Source organism: Lactococcus sp. EKM203L (assembly GCF_011800585.1).
GTDB classification, from domain to species: Bacteria; Bacillota; Bacilli; order Lactobacillales; family Streptococcaceae; genus Lactococcus; species Lactococcus lactis.
This window is the reverse complement of sequence record NZ_JAALEQ010000001.1, coordinates 568,700-588,821: the sequence shown is the minus strand read 5'-3', so window position 1 is coordinate 588,821 and position 20,122 is coordinate 568,700. Positions and strand designations below refer to the sequence as shown.

Sequence of the window (20,122 nt, the reverse complement as noted above, 5' to 3'; positions counted from 1 at the left end):
TTAATCAAGATTTTTTATTTCTAAAGCAAAAGCTTGCCAAGGTTGAATTTCTATGTCTGTCAGTAAATCTGGAAAGCTGTCATTACTGATGATTTCATTTTTTTTGACAAAAGAACTTTCAAAACGTTGGACTAAATTTGATAAATTGGCGACCACCAGAAAAGTTCTTGTTGTCGTTTTTCTCAAGTATGCGAAGATTTCGTCAGCACTTTCAAGTAATTCAAAATCTGCTTCTATCAGCCAATTTTCTTGGTGACGAAGTTTGATTAACTTTTGATAAGTATAAAATACAGAGTTAGAATCACTGACAGCTTGGTCAGCATTTATTATCTTAGTATTAGGATTGATAGAAAGCCAAGGTTTCCCTTTTGTAAAACCAGCTTTCTCATCACTGGTCCATTGCATTGGCGTCCTAGCATTATCACGACTCATTTCTCGCAAAACTTTGATAATTTCTTCTTCTGAATGTCCTTCTTTTTTTCTGTCAGTAAAATATTCATGTGATTCTACGTCATTTATTGCTGACAGATTTTCAAAAGGAAAATTGGTCATTCCTAATTCTTCGCCTTGATAAATAAAAGGAGTGCCACGCATCAAATGAAAGAGAATTGCAAAAGCTTTGGCTGATTTTTCTCTATATGTTCTCTCATCTCCCCAAAAAGAGACAATGCGTGGCAAATCGTGATTGCCTAGAAAAAGAGAATTCCATGCTTCATTTGGCGTCAATTTCTGCCAAGCGGTCATTGCTTCTTTTAGCTTTGGAACATTTAAGGGGAGTTTTTTCCATTTGTCCCCGTTTCCTGCTGATGTCAATAGATGCCAGAAACCAAAAATCATTGAAAGTTCATGACGAGTGGGGCCACTATATAACTTTGCTAATTCTGGTGAACTTGACCAAGCTTCACCAACAGTGAGATAGTCCTTTTTACCAAAAGTTGCTAAATTCATCTCTTTTAGATAATCATGCAGTTTTGGACCATTAACCGTGATTTCTTGATCTGGTTTTTTTCCAATCAAATCAATGACATCTAATCTAAAACCAGAAATTCCCTTAGCCAACCAAAAATTCATCATCTTATGAATTTCCTTACGCACTTCTTCATTTTCCCAATCCAAGTCAGGCTGCTGTGGACTAAAAAGATGAAAATAATATTGTTGAGTGCTTGAGTCATAAGTCCAATTTTTAAATTCTCCAATCGGTTGATCCCGCCAAATATAAAAATCTCTTCTCGGATTATTTTTAGATTTTTTGGATTCTTTAAACCACAAATGTTGGTCAGAAGTATGATTGACAACCAAGTCCATAATGACACGAATATTAAGTTGCTTTGCTTTTTCTATGAGCGCTTCAAAATCAGCCATTGTGCCAAAAAGTGGGTCAACTTTATAGTAATCACTAATGTCATAACCATTATCAACCATCGGGGATTGATAAATCGGAGATAGCCAAATACCATCCACTCCTAGTTTTTCAAGATAAGTTAATTTCTCTATTATTCCATTGATGTCACCAATTCCGTCATCATTTGAATCCTTAAATGACCGGGGATAAATTTGATAAATGACTGCTTTTTTCCACCAATTATTCATCATTTCCTCCATAAATTTTCATAAATACCGGAAGTACCTTGCTAAGATCGTCTAAAATTTCACTGACAGACTTAGCTGCAGCATTGTCAGCCCAAATCGAAAAGTAAGTTCCTCTGACAGCTTTCATCTCTTCTTGATTTAAATATTGCTGACCAGAAAATTTTTGAATTTTTCCTTCCCTTTCCAGTTTTTCAGCCGTTGGATAAGAATAGCCTGCTTCTTCACCTAAAACATAATAAAGGTCATTATCACAAAAATTTATTAAGGTATAACCCTTAGTTAACCATTCTTTGACTTCTGCCATCCCTTTGTCCCAGTTTGTCCAATAACAAATCTCCACATTTTTATTCAAAGGAACCAATGACTGAAGGTCTTTTCGTAAAAATCCATCATTCCAAATACGAACTTGTTTTCCTTTTTTCTGCAAATGCTCGGTCAATTGATTAACATAGTCATAATAAAACTCTAAACCACTTGCCTTATTTCCATATTTTTCCCGAGTTTTCTCCACTAAATAAGGATATTTTTCAATTTGCCGAAAATCAATAAATTCATCAGCCCCGATATGAAAAGTATCTGAATCTGGGAAAATATCGACTATCTTATCAATTATTCCGATAATCCAATCAATGACTGCTGGATTAGTAACATCTACCGCTTGTTGATTGCTGTCAGGTAGTGCAAATTCAGGATTTTGCTCTAACAAGGAGCCCATGTGACCTGGACTATCAAAATCAGGAATCAAAGTGATTTCGTGTGTTTTTGCAAATTCTTTCAATTCTTTGAGCATATTTTCTGAATATTTTTTACTGACAGGGCTGTCAGTAAAATTTAGCGCAAATCCTTCATTTTCATTGAGATGAAGTTGTAAATGGGTCAGCTTATGCTCTTGAAGTAAAAGAACTAATCTTTTTAACTCTGCTATTGACCAATATTTTCGTCCAATATCGACTAATAATCCTTTTTCCATAATAATTCCAATAAAATAAGACCTCCAAACTAGTTTCAAAATGAATTTAGAAAGGAGATCTTGGATTTGTTTACCTCTTATTTATTTTTTAGATAAGTATCATATTGACTTTGCATTTCTTTTTGAACTTTATCATAACCTGCTTTTTTCAATTCAGCTTTGAGTTTTGGTAAAGTTTGAACTGGGTCAACAGATCCTGTGTTCAATTGATCCAAATATTGACTCATGACATTTGATAAGTTTGAAATTTCAGATTTCACTTTTGATTGGTCAAAAGTAAAGCCAAGCAATGGTGAAACTTTTGCATCTTTAATTGATTGGTCACGTTTAGTAATCATTTCATTGGTAACCGCATCAGTTGTATAAAGAATGGCATTATTTCCTGTATTCCAAGCAGCCATATGTTTTACCCCTTCACTGTATGAAGGAAGTAATTTAATTTTCTTATCACCAGTTTTTTCCCATTGTTGTCCTTCAACACCATAAACTAAACCATTTAAAAGTTCAGCGTCACTATTGATGATTCCAAGTGCTTTAATCGCTTCTTCTTTATGTTTAGAGGTATTTGAAACAACGAAGTTAGCCATACGAGCTTGGTCAGTTGTAATCAATGGATTAGTTACTGCTTTAGATACAAGTGTTTGTCCTGCTGCTTGAGTCAAAATAGTATCGCCGTAATCGTAAGGACCTTGTGTTTCGACACGAGTGAACCAGTTATTTGAATTCAAGTCAAATGCAGTATTTGAAGTAGCTGCATCGGCCGGAATTAAACCTTTAGTATAGTAATCATGCATTTTCTTCAAATTATCAATATAGGCAGGAATGTCATAAACATTTTGGATTTTTTTACCATCCCCTGTTGTATCTACAGCAAATGGCAAACCATTTCCAAGGACATAGTCAACATTACCTGGTGTTTTGAAACCTTGACCAATGGCAAAAGCTGCAACATTAGGATCTTTTTTATGGAATTCTTCAATCACTTTTTCAGCAGAAGCAAATGAATCAACGCCGTCAATTGATAAATTATATTTATCCAAATATTGTTTGTTAAAAGTAATCACCTGTTGAGCATAAATATTACCATTTACAGGATATCCATAAAGTTTTCCATTGATTTTATTTCCCTCAATATAAGCAGGATTAAGTTCATTATAAGCTGTCTTGGCATATTTAGGGGCTAAATCAGTTAAATCAGCAAAGGCACCTTTAGCGGCATTTGTTGCATAATCTTGGGCAAAAGCAATGTCATAAGCTTCACCAGATGAAACGATGACGTTCATTTTTTGAGCGTAATCCCCCCAACCAATATAGCTAATGTCCAATTTCACACCAGCTTTTTTCTCAAGAATTTTATTAGCGTTAGCCATCAATTCTTTGTAATTGTCTGGCTTATCACCAATCTGGTACATGTGTAAAGTTGTTTTACCAGAACTACTTTTTGACTTCGCAGATGAACCACAAGCCACAAGTGTAAAGGCTGCAAGCACTGATACGGTACCGAGTGCAACTTTTTGATAATTTTTCATTAGAGTATGCTCCTTTAGGGTTTCCCCAATTTTTTTAACTTTATTAATGTTTGCGCTTTCTTTAAGCGTCTAAATTTACTCTGCTAAATAAGCAGAGTCTTCTTATTCTTTAACGCCACCAATGGTTAAACCTTTGACAAAATAACGTTGGAAGAATGGATAACTAATCGCAATTGGTAAAGTTGAAATGATAACAATTGCCATACGTGCTGATTCACCAGGGAGAGCCGCTAAACCTCCGGCAATCTGTGAGCCTGCTCCTGCATTTTGTGTTAAGAATTGTAAGTTGTTTTGAACTTTCATCAGCAAATATTGCAATGGAATCAATTTATCGTTTGAGATATAAAGAAGAGCATTAAACCAGTCATTCCAATATCCTAAGGCCGCAAAGAGGGAAATGGTTGCAATCCCAGGTACTGCTAAAGGAAGAACAATTTGAGTGAAAATTCTAAGTTCACTTGCTCCGTCAATTCGGGCAGATTCAATAATTGAATCTGGAACTGAACGTTTAAAGAAAGTTCTCATAACAATGATGTTAAATGGCGAGACAGCCATTGGCAAAATCAAAGCCCAAATTGTATCTTTCAATTGTAGAAGATTAGTCATTACCAAGTAATTCGCAATCATCCCAGGTGAGAACAACATAGTGATCAAACAAAAGATTGTAAAGAATCGACGGAAAGGAAAGTTATTTCTAGAAATCGCATAAGCATAAAGTGAAGTTGCTGTAGAATTAATTGCAGTCCCTAGAACCGTAACAAGTACTGTGACAAACAATGATTGCAACATTTTATCTTTCATTTGGTCAAATAAGAATGTATAAGCATAAAAGCTCCATTCTCGTGGCCAAAAGCTATAACCGAATTGTTGCAAAGCCGATTCTTTTGTCAGCGAAATGGCTAAGACAAAGAGGAAAGGTAAGACACAAGAGATTGCAAAAAGTGCAATGACGATATTAAAAACAAAGTTAACTGGACGATTAAATCCTCGAACAGATAATGAGGCTATTTTTTTCTTTTTCATATATTATTAGCTTTCAAGTTTGATAAAAGGCTTGACCTACTAGCTTCCTCCTTTCTTAGAATAATGCTGAATCACTATCAAGTCTGCGGGCAAAGAAGTTTGTAATCATTAGAAGAATGAATCCTACTACCGATTGATAAAGCGCTGCTGCCGTCGCCATTCCTAAGTCACCAGTGTTAGCTAATCCATTATAGATATAGGTATCAAGGACCTGCGTTACTGGTGTCAAAGCACCTGATTGTCGTGGAACATTATAGAAAAGACCAAAGTCAGCACGGAAAATATTTCCAACGGCTAAGATTGTCAAAATCGTCATCAGTGGAACAACTTGAGGAATGGTAATATTTTTAATCTGTTGCCATTTTGTTGCTCCATCAACCATTGCTGCTTCATAGTAGGTTGGGTTAATTCCCATTACTGTTGCAAAGTAAATAATCGAATTATAACCAATTCCCTTCCAAACACCAATGAAGAGGATGATGAAGACCCAATATTTTGGTTCTTGATACCAATTGACTGGCACCCCACCATTATGCATAATCATTTGGTTGAAAATCCCTTTGTTTCCTGGTGCCAAGAAGGCATAAACAAAGTAAGAAATAACAACCCATGAAAGGAAATAAGGAAGAAGTGACATCGTTTGATACACTTTTACCAACTTTTTATTTCTTAATTCACTCATGATAATTGCAAACGCAATAGAAATAATCAAGTTCAGTGTAATAAACCCAACATTATAAAGAACCGTATTTCTTGTGATATCAAAAGCAGCACCGGAAGAAAAGAGGAATTCAAAGTTTTTAAATCCTACCCAAGGACTATTGGTCAAACTGGCCAAAAATCCATCTGGGTCAATATGAAAATCTTTAAAAGCCACCACATTTGCAAATACTGGAATATAAAAGAAGAATATCATCCAAATTGCACCTGGCAGAGCCATAATTATCAGTGCTTTATAGCGCCAAATATTCCGAAAAAATTTTTTCATTGATTTTTCTCCTTAATCAACAAAGTCCGGATTTCGTGAGCTGCAATTTGTGTTTGTGAGTCTGCTTCAATTTCCTCTTCGAGTAAATTAAGTAATTTCGCTTCTTCTTCGAGCGCTAAACTTAATGACTGACCAGACATATTGTAGCCTCGTAAAACTAGACCATTATCTGATTCGCGACGTTTCAATGCCGTGATAGCAAATTTATCAGTATCAATTTCTAATATTTTCCCAGCTGACGGTAAATTTTTTTCTGCTGACGGATTTGTCAGTTCTACCGTTGAAAATGGAACTTGTGCAACATAAGCATGTTGATAAGTTTCATAACGTTCGTAAGCCGGTCCATGAAATTCTAAACTATAGTTAAAAGTATGACGTCCTAAAGTTTGAGCCTCTGGTGTTGGGAAGTAACCCCAATCACCAAGTTCGCCAACTCCTCTAAGTAAAGTTAATGCAATATTTGCACTGTCAGTAATTTCGTATTCATTTAAGCCAAAATTACCAACAGTTAAACCATATTCTTCATTATGAAGATTAACGAAAGCTTGCTGATGCTGTGGATTTGTTGGATTTTCCCAAGTTTCAGGCATAACATTAGGTCTTGTCACTACTTCATAAATACTGTCAGCTTCGTGATTTTCGCTTGTTAATCCCGCTGGGAATAGTACACGAAGTCTGTGATCTTTCATTTGGTTATCAATGCTTGTTTCAAAATCAACTTTTTTTGAATTTTTACGTACAGTGATTTTGCTTGTTACCTCTAAAGGCAAAAGTTTATCAGAACGACCAGCATTACGATAACGGAATTCCAAAACCTTTTTTTGTTCCTCATCCAATAATTCGTCAGCAGATTCAGGAATCATCAGCACTTGTTTAAGCTGAACTTCCGCAATTTCTGCTCTGTCAGTAATAATTGAAAACTCAACAGGACTGTCAGTAGAAAGAATTGGTTTGGTATTTTTAGGTTGGAAATAGATATATTCATTTCCAATATCACCAGTGTCTTCAAAGACAAGCAAATCTTTAAAAACTTTATTGAGCGACTTATCAAAAATACTCAATGTTCCATTATGATTAACTGTCAGTTTCAAACTTTCATTTTCAATAGTTTGACCAGAAATCATACTTTCATTATTATTGACAGAACTGTCAGCATCGTCAGTAAGTACCAAATCAAAACTTTCCCAAGAAAAAGCACTCATTTCATTTAAAAATAATTTCACTTTCACAAATCGTTTCATGTAAGGAACTCGGAAACGATCTTTCGGTAAATCATAATCAAATAAGACTTCTTCTTCACTGATTTCAGCTGGGACTTCTTGACCTTCACGATTGATTACTTTATAAGTTGCCTTGGGCTGTGCCTTTAGTTCATCATAAAGTTTTTCAGGAATTCCTTCTTTAAATAATTTACGCTCAAGAACTACTTCAACTTCAGCCTCACCTGTTTTAGAATGTCCAGCTGTATTAAAAACTACAAAAGGATGTTGGCCTTCAAAGTCGATCACTTTAGCGAGTTCAAATAATGCATCATCAGCAAGATATTTTCCTACTTCATTCGCTTTTTCAAAACGTGTCATCATTTCACGATGAACTTCGTCAACAGAGCAACCACAGATACTATCATGTGGATGATTTTGCATCAAAGTTTTCCAAGCATAAGTCAATTTGTCGTGCGGATACTCTCCTGTCACCCGATAAGCTAAACTGGCGAGAGGTTCTGTAACATTTTCTAACTGACGCTCAACTTTTGTATTCCATTGTTTGAGATAAACTCGACTCGAAGCCGTATTTGCTAAAGTGTACCAGCCATCAGTTTCCTGTGAGGTTAGTTCCCCTGTTACCGTAGATAAGTTTTCAGGCAAATCTGACCTTACAGCTTCTAAATAAGTTGGCCAATTAGAATGAACAAACTCATAATCTGGGAAAAGTTCATTTGCCAAGCGAATCGCTTTGCTCAAATCTTTCTGAACTGGTTGATGATCCACGCCATTCATCATTAAGAGATGTGATGTCGAAGCAAATTTTTCAACATCTGCTAATTTTTGATTCCAAAAGTCAAGTGCTGCTGCTTTTTCAGCAGGAATTTCATTTCCATTTGAATACCAATTGGCAAATAGAATTCCAAGAATTTTTGTCCCATCAGGACCTTCCCACCACATTTCTGAAAATTGCGAACTATAGGCTTCCTCTGATTGTTCCAAAACTTGATTATCAAACCCGATTGGCTTCACTCCTCGACCAAAAGCTGCAGCGCTAAGTCCTGCCGCTTTCATCATTTGTGGCGTTTGGCCCATATTCCCAAAAGTATCAGGGAAATACCCCAACTCAACTGGAGCCCCCCAACGCTCCGATTCTTTACGCCCAACAAGCATATTACGAACGTTTGATTCAGAACTAATGAGGAAATCATCTTGTAAGATATAAAATGGACCAATTTTCAATTTTCCAGCTGAAATTGCTGCTTGTACTTCCTCACGACGATCGGGACGTACTTGCAAATAGTCATCTAAAATAATCGTTTGTCCATCCAAATGAAAGCTATCAAACTCAGGATCTTCCTTGAATAAATCAAGTAAATCATCCACTAAATTGACTAAACGCATATGATGTTCTTCATAAGCCATATACCATTCTCGATCCCAATGACTGTGAGAGATGATATGTACCGTTTTCTTTTTCATAAAGCTCTATCTTTCTAAAACTAATCTCATTAACTTATTTTTCAATTCGGATATCAAAATAATCCATGACTAACTCACAAAACATCATATTAGCCCAGCTAAACCATTCTCTAGTGTAATTTTGTGGATTATTGACATCAAATCCTTCATGCATCAAATGTGTTCCAGCGTCTGTTTCGACCAAATGATTTAAGATTCGTTCTTTTTCGCTCTTATCATTTGTAGTCATTCCTTCCATTGCTAAAGCAATTGGCCAGACATAATTTTCTGGTGTATGACTAGAACCAATTCCTCGTGCATATTTTCCTTCATAGTAATAAGGATTTTCTTTACTCAATAAAGTTTGTCGTGTTTTCAAATAAACTTCATCTTCAGCCTGACAAAATCCCAAATATGGAGCTGCAATCAGATTGGGAACATTGCTATCATCCATTAAAGTTTTGTTCCCAAGTCCATCAACATCATAAGCCCAAACTTCTTCGCCTTGTTGATTTTTAGTTTTGGCAAATTTCTCAAGTCCCTCTTGAATTTCATCTCTAAGAATCTTTGCTTCATTTGCAATTTCTTCATTAGATAGAAGCTCAGTAAAAATTTCCTTGATATAATCCAAAATAACGACAGCAAACATATTTGACGGAACCAAATAACCATACTCACAAGCATCATCACTTGGTCTAAATCCTGACCAAGTCATTCCAGTGTAGGCTGTCTTGGCTCCTTTTCCATCTCTTATTAAAGTATCTTCATGTCGCTCAGTATCTCGAACAAAATGGTAGGGAGAATCCTCATGATTTTGTTCTGTTTTAAAAACATTCAAGGTGTTTTTGACAGCTTTGATAAATTCTTCATCAAAATGTTTGGTATAACCTGTGTTTTTATAGACTAAGTAAGCGAGTTGAATAGGATAACAAAGGGAGTCAATCTCATACTTCCTTTCCCAAATCCAGCCTTTGTGTTCATTAAAGTTGGTATGGTCTGTCTGATGCCCAGCAAAGTTTTCACTTTCGTTGAAAGCATTAGCATAAGGATCTAGATTAATATATATCATTTGTTTTTTTACTAAACCAACAATCAAATCACGAATTTCTTCATCTTCACGTGCAAGTACCAAATAAGGTCTCATTTGAGCTGTCGAATCTCGTAACCACATTGCTGGAATATCACCTGTTAAAAGAAAGGTAGTCCTGTCATCATGCACTCTTAAAGTAGTTTCAAGTGTGTTTGAGAAAGAATGATTAAAGTTTACAGCCCACTCTTTATGTTCTTCTCCACAAAGAATTGTTATGTCATTCATAAACTTTTTAACAGATTTTGGAATATTTGCTTTCACTGCATCTCCTTTTAAAATTCATTTGATATATCATTTAAGGTTATTTTAATATAAATTTCTATATTTTGCAAGCGCTTTTTTATTAAAATAAGATTAATTATGTTATCTATTTTTATTTTTTCTGAATTTTATAGAGGTAAAAAGCCTATTTTTATCATTTTCACTTGTAAAAGACTTGTTTTTTTATAAAAAAAGAGTAAAATATGATATATCAAATAAAATACAAAGGGATACTTCTATGAGCTTACCACTCTACCAGCAGATTTCCGATGATTTAAAGCAAAAAATTGTCACTAAAACATTTAAATCAGGAGACCAGCTTCCCACTGAAAAAGAACTCTCAGAGACTTATTCAGTTAGCCGCATTACTGCAAAAAGAGCTCTTACTGAATTAGAACAGCTTGGTCTTGTCAGTAGAACACGAGGAAAAGGAACTTTTGTTCAAGAATTAAATAAAAACCATACCAAACTATTAAAAAGAGTGCTCTTTATTATTCCTTTTGAAGGAATGTCATTTGGAGATTTCACACAAGGTTTGGTTCCTGCTTTAAAAGTTGAAAACACAACCATATTTATCACTTACGCAAGTTACCTTAAAGAAAATACAGCGGATGATATTAAAGAAAATTTTGATGGATTAATTTACTATCCAATGTATACAGAAGATTATCTAGATATCTTATTAGAACTTTCACTACAAAACTTTCCTGTCGTTCTTTTAGATAAACAAATTTACGACCTCGGATTTCCTTGTGTTTCCTCAGATAACTTTAATGGTGGTGAGCAAGCTGCTCAAGCGCTCTTAAATTTAGGGCATAAACGAATTGCTTTTGTGGCTAGTAATGATACCCACCATCCCCAAACAACAAGAAATCGATACTTAGGATATGTCAAAGTTCTAAAAGAACAAGGGATAAAGTTTCACACTACTCTTGATGACTCACTTTACACCGAAAGTTCTGTTTTGGAACTTATTCATAATGAAAAAGTCACAGGACTTATCTGTGAAAATGACTTAGTCGCTCTTCAAACTATGAAGACTTTGCAAGATAGCCATTTTTCTGTTCCAAATGATATATCAATTATTGGTTTTGATGATATTCAAGCGGCAAGCCTATCAAATCCGCCATTAACAACCATTGCTCAAGATTTTATTGGCATGGGAAGAATCGCTGGCGAACTGCTTTTAGACTGGATTAAAAGTGGTCAAACCCCCAAAGATGTCAAAGTTCCAATCAATTTAATTAAAAGAAAAACAACTGAGGAGTTGAAATGAAGATAAACAAAATTGATACCCGTCATGGTACTGCTAACCAATCCACTTTTTCACATGGAAATTGCCTTCCTTACACTGGTTTTCCTTGGGGAATGAATTATTTTGCCCCTTCAACCGGTGCTGCTCGTGGAGCTTGGTGGTTTCATCCAGAAGACCGTACCTTTGAAGGCTACCGAATCACTCACCAACCCAGTCCTTGGATGGGAGATTTCTCACATTTGACAATGACTCCTGTTGCAGGTCCTTTGCCTGAAACTTCCTTATGGCACACAGTGAGTTCATACCGTCCAGAAGAATCAACTTTTAATCCAACGCAACTCAAAATTACTCAATTACGTTATCAGATTACATCTCAGTTAATTCCATCAATGTATGGTGGAATTCTATCAATGAATTATCAAAATTTAGGCCTCAAAGATAATGGCTTGATGCTTCATCTCCCCGGTTCTTATGAACTTCAACAACTTGACGATTACAGCTTAGAGCTTTCAATTATTAATTTTGCGGGTTGCGAAGATGAAGATTTTACTTTTTATCTCAAATTTACTGCTGACCAACCTTTTGTTTTAAGTGGAAATTTATCTGATGAAGATTCTTCTGTTCGCTTAGATTTCAAAGCAGCCAAGCAAGTTCAAATACATTTTGCTACCTCTTTTATTTCCAAGGAACAAGCCGCTCTTAATCTGGAGCGTGAACAAGATAATTCAGCAGAAACATATTTGGAAAATGCTGAATCAGCTTGGAATAACCTTTTTTCACGTATCGAAATTGAGCATCATAATCAACAAGAAGTTTCCACTTTCTATCACAATCTTTATCGCTCATTTCTCTTTCCACAAACTTTTTATGAATTTGACCAAGAGCATCAAAAAATCCATTACGATACAAGCTCTAAAACTGTCAAGAAAGGCCCGCTCTATACAAACAATGGCTTCTGGGATACTTTCCGAACAGTTTATCCGCTTTATAGTCTAATAGCCGTTGACGAGTACGGTGATATGCTCGAAGGTTTCCTAAATTCTTATCGTGCGACTGGTTTTCTTCCAAAATGGCTTTCTCCTGATGAACGTGGTCTAATGCCCGGTACCTTGATAGACGCTGTCATTGCTGATGCTGCAAGCAAAAACATTCGTCCTGATTTGATGCCCGAGTTTTTGGAAGCAATGAAAAAAGGAGCCACAAGTCAATCTGAAAACTCTAATTACGGCCGTCGTGGCACAAAAGATTATCTAAAACTTGGTTATGTTCCGCTCACTCACCATGAATCAGTTAATCACACTTTAGATTACGCATTTTCTGATTATTGTATTTCTCAAGTGGCGAAACAAACCGGTGACAAAGAAATTTCAGACTTCTATGCCCATCAAGCAAAAAACTATCAAAATATTTTTGATTCTGAAACTGGTTTTATGCGAGCAAAAGATGCTGACGGAAATTTCAGAGCTGACTTTTTAGATATTCGTTGGGGTCGTGATTATGCAGAAGGTTCTGCTTGGCAGACTTCTTGGTCAGTTCTTCATGATTTTGCTGGATTGATTAAACTACATGGCTCAAGAGAAAATTTTGAAAACAAACTCATCGAGCTTTGCAACCAACGACCAAATTTCAATGTTGAAGGATATGGTTTTGAAATTCACGAAATGAGTGAAATGGCTGCTATCGAATTTGGACAAGTGGCTATCTCAAATCAACCAAGTTTCCATTACCCATACCTTTTTAGCTACATTGGTAAACCTTGGATGGCTACGCCTTTAATCAAAAATTTACTGACAGAAACATTTAATGATAGTCCAAAGGGCTATCCTGGTGACGAAGATAATGGAACAATGGCAGCTTGGTATATTTTTTCAAGTTTAGGATTCTATCCAGTCACAGCTGCTTCTAATCAATATGTATTAGGAATTCCACTCTGGGACAAAGCTAGAATCAACCTTTCCTCTGGTCAGCAACTTACTATTCTTGCAGAACCAAATGCTCCGCAACAAGTTTTCGTCAACCAAATCACATTTACTGACAAAAAAGTCAATGATACTTTTATCAAGCACGAAGAATTGATAAAAGGCGGAACCCTAAAATTTGATTTAGGAATCGTACCAAATCCACTTAAATATACGAACGAACAACTTCCTTATTCACTGACAGAAAATTAATTACTGACAAGACCAGACCTAATCATTCTGTCAGTAAAAAAACACGCTTGATTGATTAAAATCAGCGTGTTTTTTTTATTTTATAAATTTAAGCCTATTTCTTTAAATCAGACCAAACCCATTCAGTAAACTCAGGAATATCAACTCCTTCATTTCTTGTCACTTCAAAGTGTTTAACTAGTGTCCGTTCCATTCGGTCAATGAAAGCTTTCGCTAGACCTTGATTAACTTTTCGGTTGACATAAAGAACTTGCATGGCATCAATCGCTTGGTGGAAACGATCAAGCTCAGAGTAAACCCGCATATCATAAGTCGTCGTGATGTCACCATCTTCACGGTAACCATGAACAATCAAACCATCGTGTCCTCTTTGATAGAAAATGGATTCGATTAAATCTTCATACCCATGGAATCCAAAAATTACTGGAGTGCCTGAAGGGCCAAAGTATTTTTCAAATTCTTCATCTGAGAGTTCACGTTCTTGATTGAGTGCCCCTTTTTTCTTTTGCAACCGACCCAGTTCAACCACGTTCACATAACGGAATTTTGCCTGTGGGAAAACTTCGTTTATAAGATGTAAAGCTGCCAGGGTTTCAATTGTAGGCTCAGCTCCTGCTGAGGCAAAAACTAAATCTACTGCTTCTCCATCTTTAGCCGTTGAAGCCCAATCAATTGTTGCAATTCCGTCAGTCGCCAATTTTTCAGCTTCTTCTTTAGTAAACCATTGTTGACGAGGTTGTTTAGAGGCTACAATATGATTAATTTTACTTCTATCTTGAAAAGCACGGTCAAATACGGCAAGCAAAGTATTTCCATCAGCTGGCAAATATTGTCTGATAAAATCAGATTTCTTTTCAGCCAAATGAGTCAACATTCCAGGATCTTGGTGAGTATAACCGTTATGGTCTTGTTGGAAAACAGTCGAAGTCGAAATAACATTAAGCGAAGGATAATCATGGCGCCATTTTTGGTCTGCAGCTTGACGAATCCATTTGAAATGTTGAGTTAACATTGAATCCACGACTCGCAAGAATGATTCATAACTTGCAAATACTCCTGTGCGTCCGGTTAAAGTATAACCTTCAAGCCAACCTTCTGCTTGGTGTTCTGATAATTGAGAATCAATAATCCGACCCTCAGGTGAGATAAATTCATCATTTGGATTTTTTATGACTTGCATCCATTGACGATTCGTCACCTTAAACATTTCCCAGAAACGATTAGACATGGTTTCATCAGGACCAAACAAACGGAAACGCGTAGGATTAAGTTTGACTATTTCTGCAAAATATTTTGACAAAACATTCATATCCATATTGTCATTTGTATCAGGGAGTAATTTTCCTCGATTATTTTCAGAAATTGGATTTGCAAATTCTTGCCAATCTGGTAAGACCAAATTAGAAGAATCAACTCCCCCATTTGTTACAGGGTTAGAAGCCATTCGCATCTCACCTTTTGGTGCAAAATCACGCAACTCTTCTTTCAAACTTCCATCAGCATTAAATAAAGTTTCCGGTTGATAAGAAGTCATCCATTTTACAAATTCTGGTAAAGTTCCCATATTTTTAGAAGATAACGGAAGTGGAACTTGATGCGCACGGAAACTATGTTCAATCGGCATTCCTCTTCCGTCAAATTTAGGACCTGACCAATCATTATAACGTGGACCACCCCAACCCTTTGGTAAACGTGCGATAACAATTGGCCAAGCTGGAATCTCTCCATTTTGATAACGATTATCTTCACGCGCATCTTTCTGAATTTGATGAATGTCTTCAATCGCTTTATCAAAAACTTCAGCTGCTAATTTATGATAAGCCATGTAATCATGAATATCATCATTTTCAATATAACGAGGTGAGTAACCCAGTCCTTCAAAGAATTTACGAATATCAACATCTGAAGTTCGAGCGAACAAAGTAGGATTTGAAATTTTAAAACCATTTAAATCAAGAATTGGTAAAATCGCCCCATCATTCTTAGGATTAATGAATTTAATAGAGTGCCAACTTGTCATCAACGGTCCAGTTTCAGCTTCTCCATCCCCAACAACAGCAAAAGCAATTTGTTCAGGTTGATCAAGAATAGCCCCTGTTGCATGTGATAGCACATAACCTAACTCACCTCCTTCATGAAGTGAACCAGGGGTTTGCGCCGTCATATGTGACCCTATTCCTCCAGGAAATGAGAAACGTTTAAACAAACGTGACATCCCTTCCAAATCTTGGGTAATCTCTGGATAAGCTTCTGTATATGAGCCATCAAGATAAGAAGGAACAACCATGGCTTGTCCACCATGTCCGGGCCCCCCCATGTAAAACATCTTTTGATTATATTTATTGATTAAACGATTGGCATGAGCATAGAGGAAAGTTTGTCCTGATACCGTCCCCCAGTGCCCAATAGGATTGGCTTTAAGGTTTTCTGCTTTAATTGGAGTTCCTGTCACAGAGAACAAAGGATTTTCTTTCAAGAAAATCATTCCTGCTCCAAGATAAGTTGCTGCTCGCCACCATTTATCAAGCTTTTTCAAATAAGATTCTGAATTATATTCTGTCATTTTTTCCTCCTGATTTTCCTTCATTATAGGTCAATTATGCTTAATATTCTAATAATTTGTTCATATATCCACTAGGAAACATTGCTATATATTTTTGTTTATTGAAATTAGCGAATACGAAAAGAGAGAGAATTCTCTCTCAAATTTTTCATCCAAGATTAATATAAGTTAGTCCAAATATTGCACACAAATCACCAATTTGTTCTGAATCAACCACAAAAGATAAAACAGTATGATGTCCCCCTCCTGCTTTTAACCATTGTTCAGCCCCAACTTTTAATCCTTGTTTAGGCGTCCAGAGCTGCTTAGCAACTGGTAAAAACGGAGTTTCTTCTTCTGGTTTATTTCCAGTAACCTCATAAGAAATTAACTTAAATTCATTTCCATAATCTGCCATAGTAATATCAACAGCTTCACCAATCATACCTGTGAATACTAAGCGTGCTGGATCTGACTTACCACCAATATCTAACGGATGGACCTCAACTCGTGGCTTGTCTGATGCTATTGAAGGATCAACTTCAAGCATGTGTGACCCAAGAATTGCTTCGTGTCCTTGACGCAAATCCAAAGTATAATCTTCCATAAAGACTGTTTCTTTATTATGCGCCATAATTTTGAACAGACGGACAAGTGCTGCTGTTTTCCAATCTCCTTCTCCAGCGAATCCATAACCATCAGCCAAAAGTAATTGTGCTGCAAGTCCAGGTAATTGTTCTAAGCCTACCAAGTCTTCAAAGTTAGTAGTAAAGGCACTATAGCCTTTATCGTCCATAAATTTCTTAATTCCTAAATATTCACGTAATTGATATTTAACATTTTTTTCGAATTTTTCCGGACTATTGTTTCCTTCAATATAATCATATTTACTTTGTAAATCTTTATAAAGCTGATTAATATCACTCTCTGCTACAGCATTAACATATTCTACTAAATCACCTACTCCCCAATAATCAACCGTCCAGCCAAATTTAATTTGCGCTTCAACTTTATCTCCGTCCGTAACAGCGACATCTCGCATTTTATCAGCAAATGTAACGATTTTTATTTTATAGGATTCATTGTAAGCCACCGCAACATTCATCCATTTAGCGATTTGTTGTCTAATTTCATCATCTTCCCAATGGCCAAATATAATCTTATTATTTTTTTTCAAACGTGCATTGATAAAAGCATATTCTCGGTCACCATGAGCTGATTGATTTACATTCATATAATCAAAATCAATCGTTTTGTAAGGAATATGGTTCAAAAATTGAGTAGCTAAGTGTAGTAAGGGTTTATTTAAAAGTTGTGTCCCACGAATCCAGTTTTTGGCTGGAGAAAAGGTGTGCATCCATGTAATCACGCCCGCAACTTCATCCTGATAATTTGCTTCCTTCATAATTTGAGTAATATTTTCAGCAGTTGTTGCAACTATTTTAAAAATAATTGGATAAGGGAGGCTACCAGAATAATTCATTTCGTCAACTACTTTTCGAGCATTTTTTTCAACAGTCGCCAAAGCTTCTGGACCATATAAAAATTGAGACCCTGTAACAAACCAAAATTCTTTTTGAGTATTTTCTAACATTTTTCTACCAACTTTCTTCATATTATTTATTTTTTTGTCCATAATAAGCATCTTTACCATGTTTACGTAAGTAATGCTTATCTAAAATTCTTTGAGGTAAATCCGCTGCATAACTGTTAATTTGACGAGCAAAAATATTCATCTTACAAACATTTTCTAAAACTACTGCATTATATACAGCAGCTTCAACATCCCCCCCCCATGTAAAGGGACCATGCCCATGGAGTAAAACAGCTGGTATATCTAAGATATCAATCCCTCTTTCTTCAAAAGTTTCAATAATAAGTTTACCAGTTTCATACTCGTATCCTTTATCAATTTTCTCCTTTGTCAAGTAGCGAGTACAAGGAACCGGACCGTAGAAGGTATCCGCATGAGTTGTACCCATAGCCGAAACATCTACACCTGACTCTGCCCATGCAGTTGCCCAATTCGAATGTGTATGGACAATACCACCTAATTCCGGATATTTTTTGTAGAGTACGGCGTGCGTTGGAGTATCTGACGATGGGTTTAATTCTCCTTCAATAACTTTCCCTTCCAAATCAACCACTACCATGTCAGATGCTTTTAAGCTCCCATAATCTACCCCACTTGGCTTAATGATAAAATAGCCTGTTTCCTTATCAAAAGCACTCGCATTTCCCCAAGTAAATTCAACAAGATGATGTTCAGGAAGTTCAAGATTTGCTTTTAATACCTTTTCTTTTAAGTCTTCTAACATTTTTTTCCTTACTATTTAATTTATTTTTTCAGCAGCTTGACGCTCCAGATCAAGCCCTTCACGATAACGTTTAATGAACAAGTTATAACTTGTTTCGTCTTCAGGATTAGGATTTATTGTAATACTTTTAACATCTGCAAAAACTTTTTCTTTTAAGAATTCATTTAAATTATTATTTTCACTCGAACTGAATGCCCCCAAGACAGCCATTCCCCAAGCACCACCTTCTCCTGCCGTTTCCATAACCGTGACAGGCTTTTGCAGTGCAGCAGCTAAAATCTGCTGCCCAACTTCTGGAGTTTTGAAAATCCCTCCATGTCCTACTAAACCGCTGATTTCGATTTTTTCCTGCTTTAGAAGATCCATACCAATACGCATTGCGCCAAAAGCGCTATAAATATGCGTTCTCATAAAATTCGCTAAGTTAAAATTACCATCGGGTAATCGAACAAATAAAGGACGTCCTGCACTTACCTTTGTTATATTTTCACCAGAAAAATAACCATAACTTAATAGCCCTCCTAGATCATTATCCGCTTCCAAAGCTTTATTAAAAAGTATTGAAAATATTTTCTCACGATTAACAGCAATTCCTAAACTTGTCGTATATTCTTCAAAAAGCTTTATCCAGGCATTGATATCTGAAGTAGAGTTGTTGGCATGAACCATACCAACAAGTTCTCCGTCAGGAGTGGTCACAATATCTATTTCAGGATAGACCTTTGAAAGAGACTTCTCAAGAACAATCATCGCAAATGCTGAAGTCCCAACAGAAACATTTCCCGTGCGAACCTCTATACTATTTGTCGCTACCATCCCGGTTCCTGCATCTCCTTCTGGCGGACAAAGAGGAATTCCAGCTTTAAGAGCTCCGGTAGGATCAATCAAAAATGCTCCTTGCTCTGTTAATGTACCTGCTTTTTCACCTGCTCGTAAAACTTTCGGAAAAATATTTTCTAAACTCGTTGAAGTCTCTTTTTCAAAAAGATTAATAAATTTTTTATTATATGTTTTTGTTGCACTGTCAATCGGGAACATTCCAGAAGCATCACCAATTCCCAAAACTTTTTCCCCTGTCAATTGCCAATGGACATAGCCAGCTAAAGTTGTTAAATATTCAACTTGATTGATATGCTTTTCTCGATTTAGTATCGCTTGATAGTAATGAGCAATAGTCCATCGTTCAGGAATATTAAAATCAAAAAGTTCTGTCAACATTCTTGAGGCTTCTGATGTCGTTGAATTTCTCCAAGTTCTAAAAGGGATTAGAAGTTTATCAGTTTTATCAAAGGCCATATAGCCGTGCATCATTGCGCTAAATCCAATCGAAGCAACCTTTTCAAGTATTAGTCCATATTTTTTATAGACTTCCGTTGCTAGTTCTCTATAGCTCCTTCGCAGCCCTTTCCATACTTCTTCTGTCGAATAAGTCCAGTAACCATCAACTAACTTGTTTTCCCATTCATAGCTTCCAGATGCAATTGTCTGAAATTTGGAATCAATTAATACCGCTTTTATTCGCGTGGACCCAAACTCAATCCCCAAATTTGTGCGGACATCAACAATATCTAACATTTCTCCCGCTCTTAAAGAGACCATTTTTTCTCCTTTTTCTTAATCATTCGCTAATGCGTAGCGCTTACAGAACAAATACTATCACTTATGTACGGACATGTCAAGAAAAAAATAAAAATTTTTTAAAACTCACTTGACTTGTCCGTA

Annotated in this window: 13 protein-coding genes; 2 read left to right on the top strand and 11 right to left on the bottom strand. The window is 36.1% G+C overall.

The features are described 5' to 3' along the window. The 7 genes from HFD15_RS03015 to HFD15_RS02985 form a co-directional block, all read right to left on the bottom strand. A complete protein-coding gene (locus HFD15_RS03015) occupies positions 1-1,590 on the bottom strand; it encodes an alpha-glucosidase (RefSeq protein WP_081042692.1) in 1,590 nt (529 codons plus the stop codon). Beyond that, the gene (locus tag HFD15_RS03010) at positions 1,583-2,560 is read right to left on the bottom strand and encodes a family 20 glycosylhydrolase (RefSeq protein WP_021723032.1); all 978 of its coding nucleotides are present in this window, start codon (positions 2,558-2,560) and stop codon (positions 1,583-1,585) included. Before HFD15_RS03010 ends, HFD15_RS03015 begins: the two co-directional genes overlap by 8 nt. A 77-nt stretch (positions 2,561-2,637) precedes the next feature. Beyond that, entirely contained in the window at positions 2,638-4,089 is a 1,452-nt protein-coding gene (locus HFD15_RS03005; protein WP_058208844.1) for an ABC transporter substrate-binding protein, read from the bottom strand. Between the two features lie 102 nt (positions 4,090-4,191). Beyond that, positions 4,192-5,112 carry a carbohydrate ABC transporter permease gene (locus HFD15_RS03000; RefSeq protein ID WP_003130090.1) on the bottom strand — a complete coding sequence of 307 codons (921 nt, stop codon included), beginning with the start codon at positions 5,110-5,112 and terminating at the stop codon, positions 4,192-4,194. Positions 5,113-5,167: 55 nt separating this feature from the next. Beyond that, the gene (locus HFD15_RS02995) at positions 5,168-6,100 is read right to left on the bottom strand and encodes a sugar ABC transporter permease (RefSeq protein WP_058208845.1); all 933 of its coding nucleotides are present in this window, start codon (positions 6,098-6,100) and stop codon (positions 5,168-5,170) included. Further along, positions 6,097-8,784, bottom strand: a complete 2,688-nt coding sequence (locus HFD15_RS02990; protein WP_058208846.1) for an alpha-mannosidase — start codon at positions 8,782-8,784, stop codon at positions 6,097-6,099. The genes HFD15_RS02995 and HFD15_RS02990 overlap by 4 nt, the downstream gene beginning before the upstream one ends. Before the next feature lie 34 nt (positions 8,785-8,818). Then, positions 8,819-10,078: a glycoside hydrolase family 125 protein gene (locus HFD15_RS02985; protein WP_043994803.1), complete on the bottom strand. Its 1,260-nt coding sequence runs from the start codon at positions 10,076-10,078 to the stop codon at positions 8,819-8,821. A 274-nt stretch (positions 10,079-10,352) separates the two neighbouring features. Here HFD15_RS02985 and HFD15_RS02980 point away from each other — a divergent pair, with 274 nt between their 5' ends. After that, positions 10,353-11,390: a LacI family DNA-binding transcriptional regulator gene (locus HFD15_RS02980; RefSeq protein WP_058208510.1), complete on the top strand. Its 1,038-nt coding sequence runs from the start codon at positions 10,353-10,355 to the stop codon at positions 11,388-11,390. Next, positions 11,387-13,540, top strand: coding sequence for a GH92 family glycosyl hydrolase (locus HFD15_RS02975; RefSeq protein WP_058208509.1), 2,154 nt, complete (start codon positions 11,387-11,389; stop codon positions 13,538-13,540). Before HFD15_RS02980 ends, HFD15_RS02975 begins: the two co-directional genes overlap by 4 nt. A 94-nt stretch (positions 13,541-13,634) precedes the next feature. Here the strand turns inward: HFD15_RS02975 and HFD15_RS02970 are convergent, their stop codons facing one another. From HFD15_RS02970 to HFD15_RS02955, 4 genes are all read right to left on the bottom strand, one after another. After that, the gene (locus tag HFD15_RS02970; protein WP_058208508.1) at positions 13,635-16,103 is read right to left on the bottom strand and encodes a phosphoketolase; all 2,469 of its coding nucleotides are present in this window, start codon (positions 16,101-16,103) and stop codon (positions 13,635-13,637) included. Between the two features lie 148 nt (positions 16,104-16,251). Then, on the bottom strand, positions 16,252-17,676 hold the full coding sequence (araA, locus tag HFD15_RS02965; protein WP_167593258.1) for an L-arabinose isomerase: 1,425 nt from the start codon (positions 17,674-17,676) through the stop codon (positions 16,252-16,254). 22 nt (positions 17,677-17,698) lie between these two features. After that, positions 17,699-18,400: an L-ribulose-5-phosphate 4-epimerase gene (locus tag HFD15_RS02960; protein ID WP_167593183.1), complete on the bottom strand. Its 702-nt coding sequence runs from the start codon at positions 18,398-18,400 to the stop codon at positions 17,699-17,701. A 15-nt stretch (positions 18,401-18,415) separates the two neighbouring features. After that, entirely contained in the window at positions 18,416-19,999 is a 1,584-nt protein-coding gene (locus HFD15_RS02955; protein WP_058208507.1) for a xylulokinase, read from the bottom strand. Between the last annotated feature and the right edge of the window lie 123 nt (positions 20,000-20,122).

Excerpts from the sequence above, each read along its gene's own strand:
- HFD15_RS03015 (WP_081042692.1), bottom strand. The coding sequence starts at position 1,590 with ATGAATAATTGGTGGAAAAAAGCAGTCATTTATCAAATTTATCCCCGG.
- HFD15_RS03010 (WP_021723032.1), bottom strand. The coding sequence starts at position 2,560 with ATGGAAAAAGGATTATTAGTCGATATTGGACGAAAATATTGGTCAATA.
- HFD15_RS03005 (WP_058208844.1), bottom strand. The coding sequence starts at position 4,089 with ATGAAAAATTATCAAAAAGTTGCACTCGGTACCGTATCAGTGCTTGCA.
- HFD15_RS03000 (WP_003130090.1), bottom strand. The coding sequence starts at position 5,112 with ATGAAAAAGAAAAAAATAGCCTCATTATCTGTTCGAGGATTTAATCGT.
- HFD15_RS02995 (WP_058208845.1), bottom strand. The coding sequence starts at position 6,100 with ATGAAAAAATTTTTTCGGAATATTTGGCGCTATAAAGCACTGATAATT.
- HFD15_RS02990 (WP_058208846.1), bottom strand. The coding sequence starts at position 8,784 with ATGAAAAAGAAAACGGTACATATCATCTCTCACAGTCATTGGGATCGA.
- HFD15_RS02985 (WP_043994803.1), bottom strand. The coding sequence starts at position 10,078 with ATGAATGACATAACAATTCTTTGTGGAGAAGAACATAAAGAGTGGGCT.
- HFD15_RS02980 (WP_058208510.1), top strand. The coding sequence starts at position 10,353 with ATGAGCTTACCACTCTACCAGCAGATTTCCGATGATTTAAAGCAAAAA.
- HFD15_RS02975 (WP_058208509.1), top strand. The coding sequence starts at position 11,387 with ATGAAGATAAACAAAATTGATACCCGTCATGGTACTGCTAACCAATCC.
- HFD15_RS02970 (WP_058208508.1), bottom strand. The coding sequence starts at position 16,103 with ATGACAGAATATAATTCAGAATCTTATTTGAAAAAGCTTGATAAATGG.
- araA (WP_167593258.1), bottom strand. The coding sequence starts at position 17,676 with ATGTTAGAAAATACTCAAAAAGAATTTTGGTTTGTTACAGGGTCTCAA.
- HFD15_RS02960 (WP_167593183.1), bottom strand. The coding sequence starts at position 18,400 with ATGTTAGAAGACTTAAAAGAAAAGGTATTAAAAGCAAATCTTGAACTT.
- HFD15_RS02955 (WP_058208507.1), bottom strand. The coding sequence starts at position 19,999 with ATGGTCTCTTTAAGAGCGGGAGAAATGTTAGATATTGTTGATGTCCGC.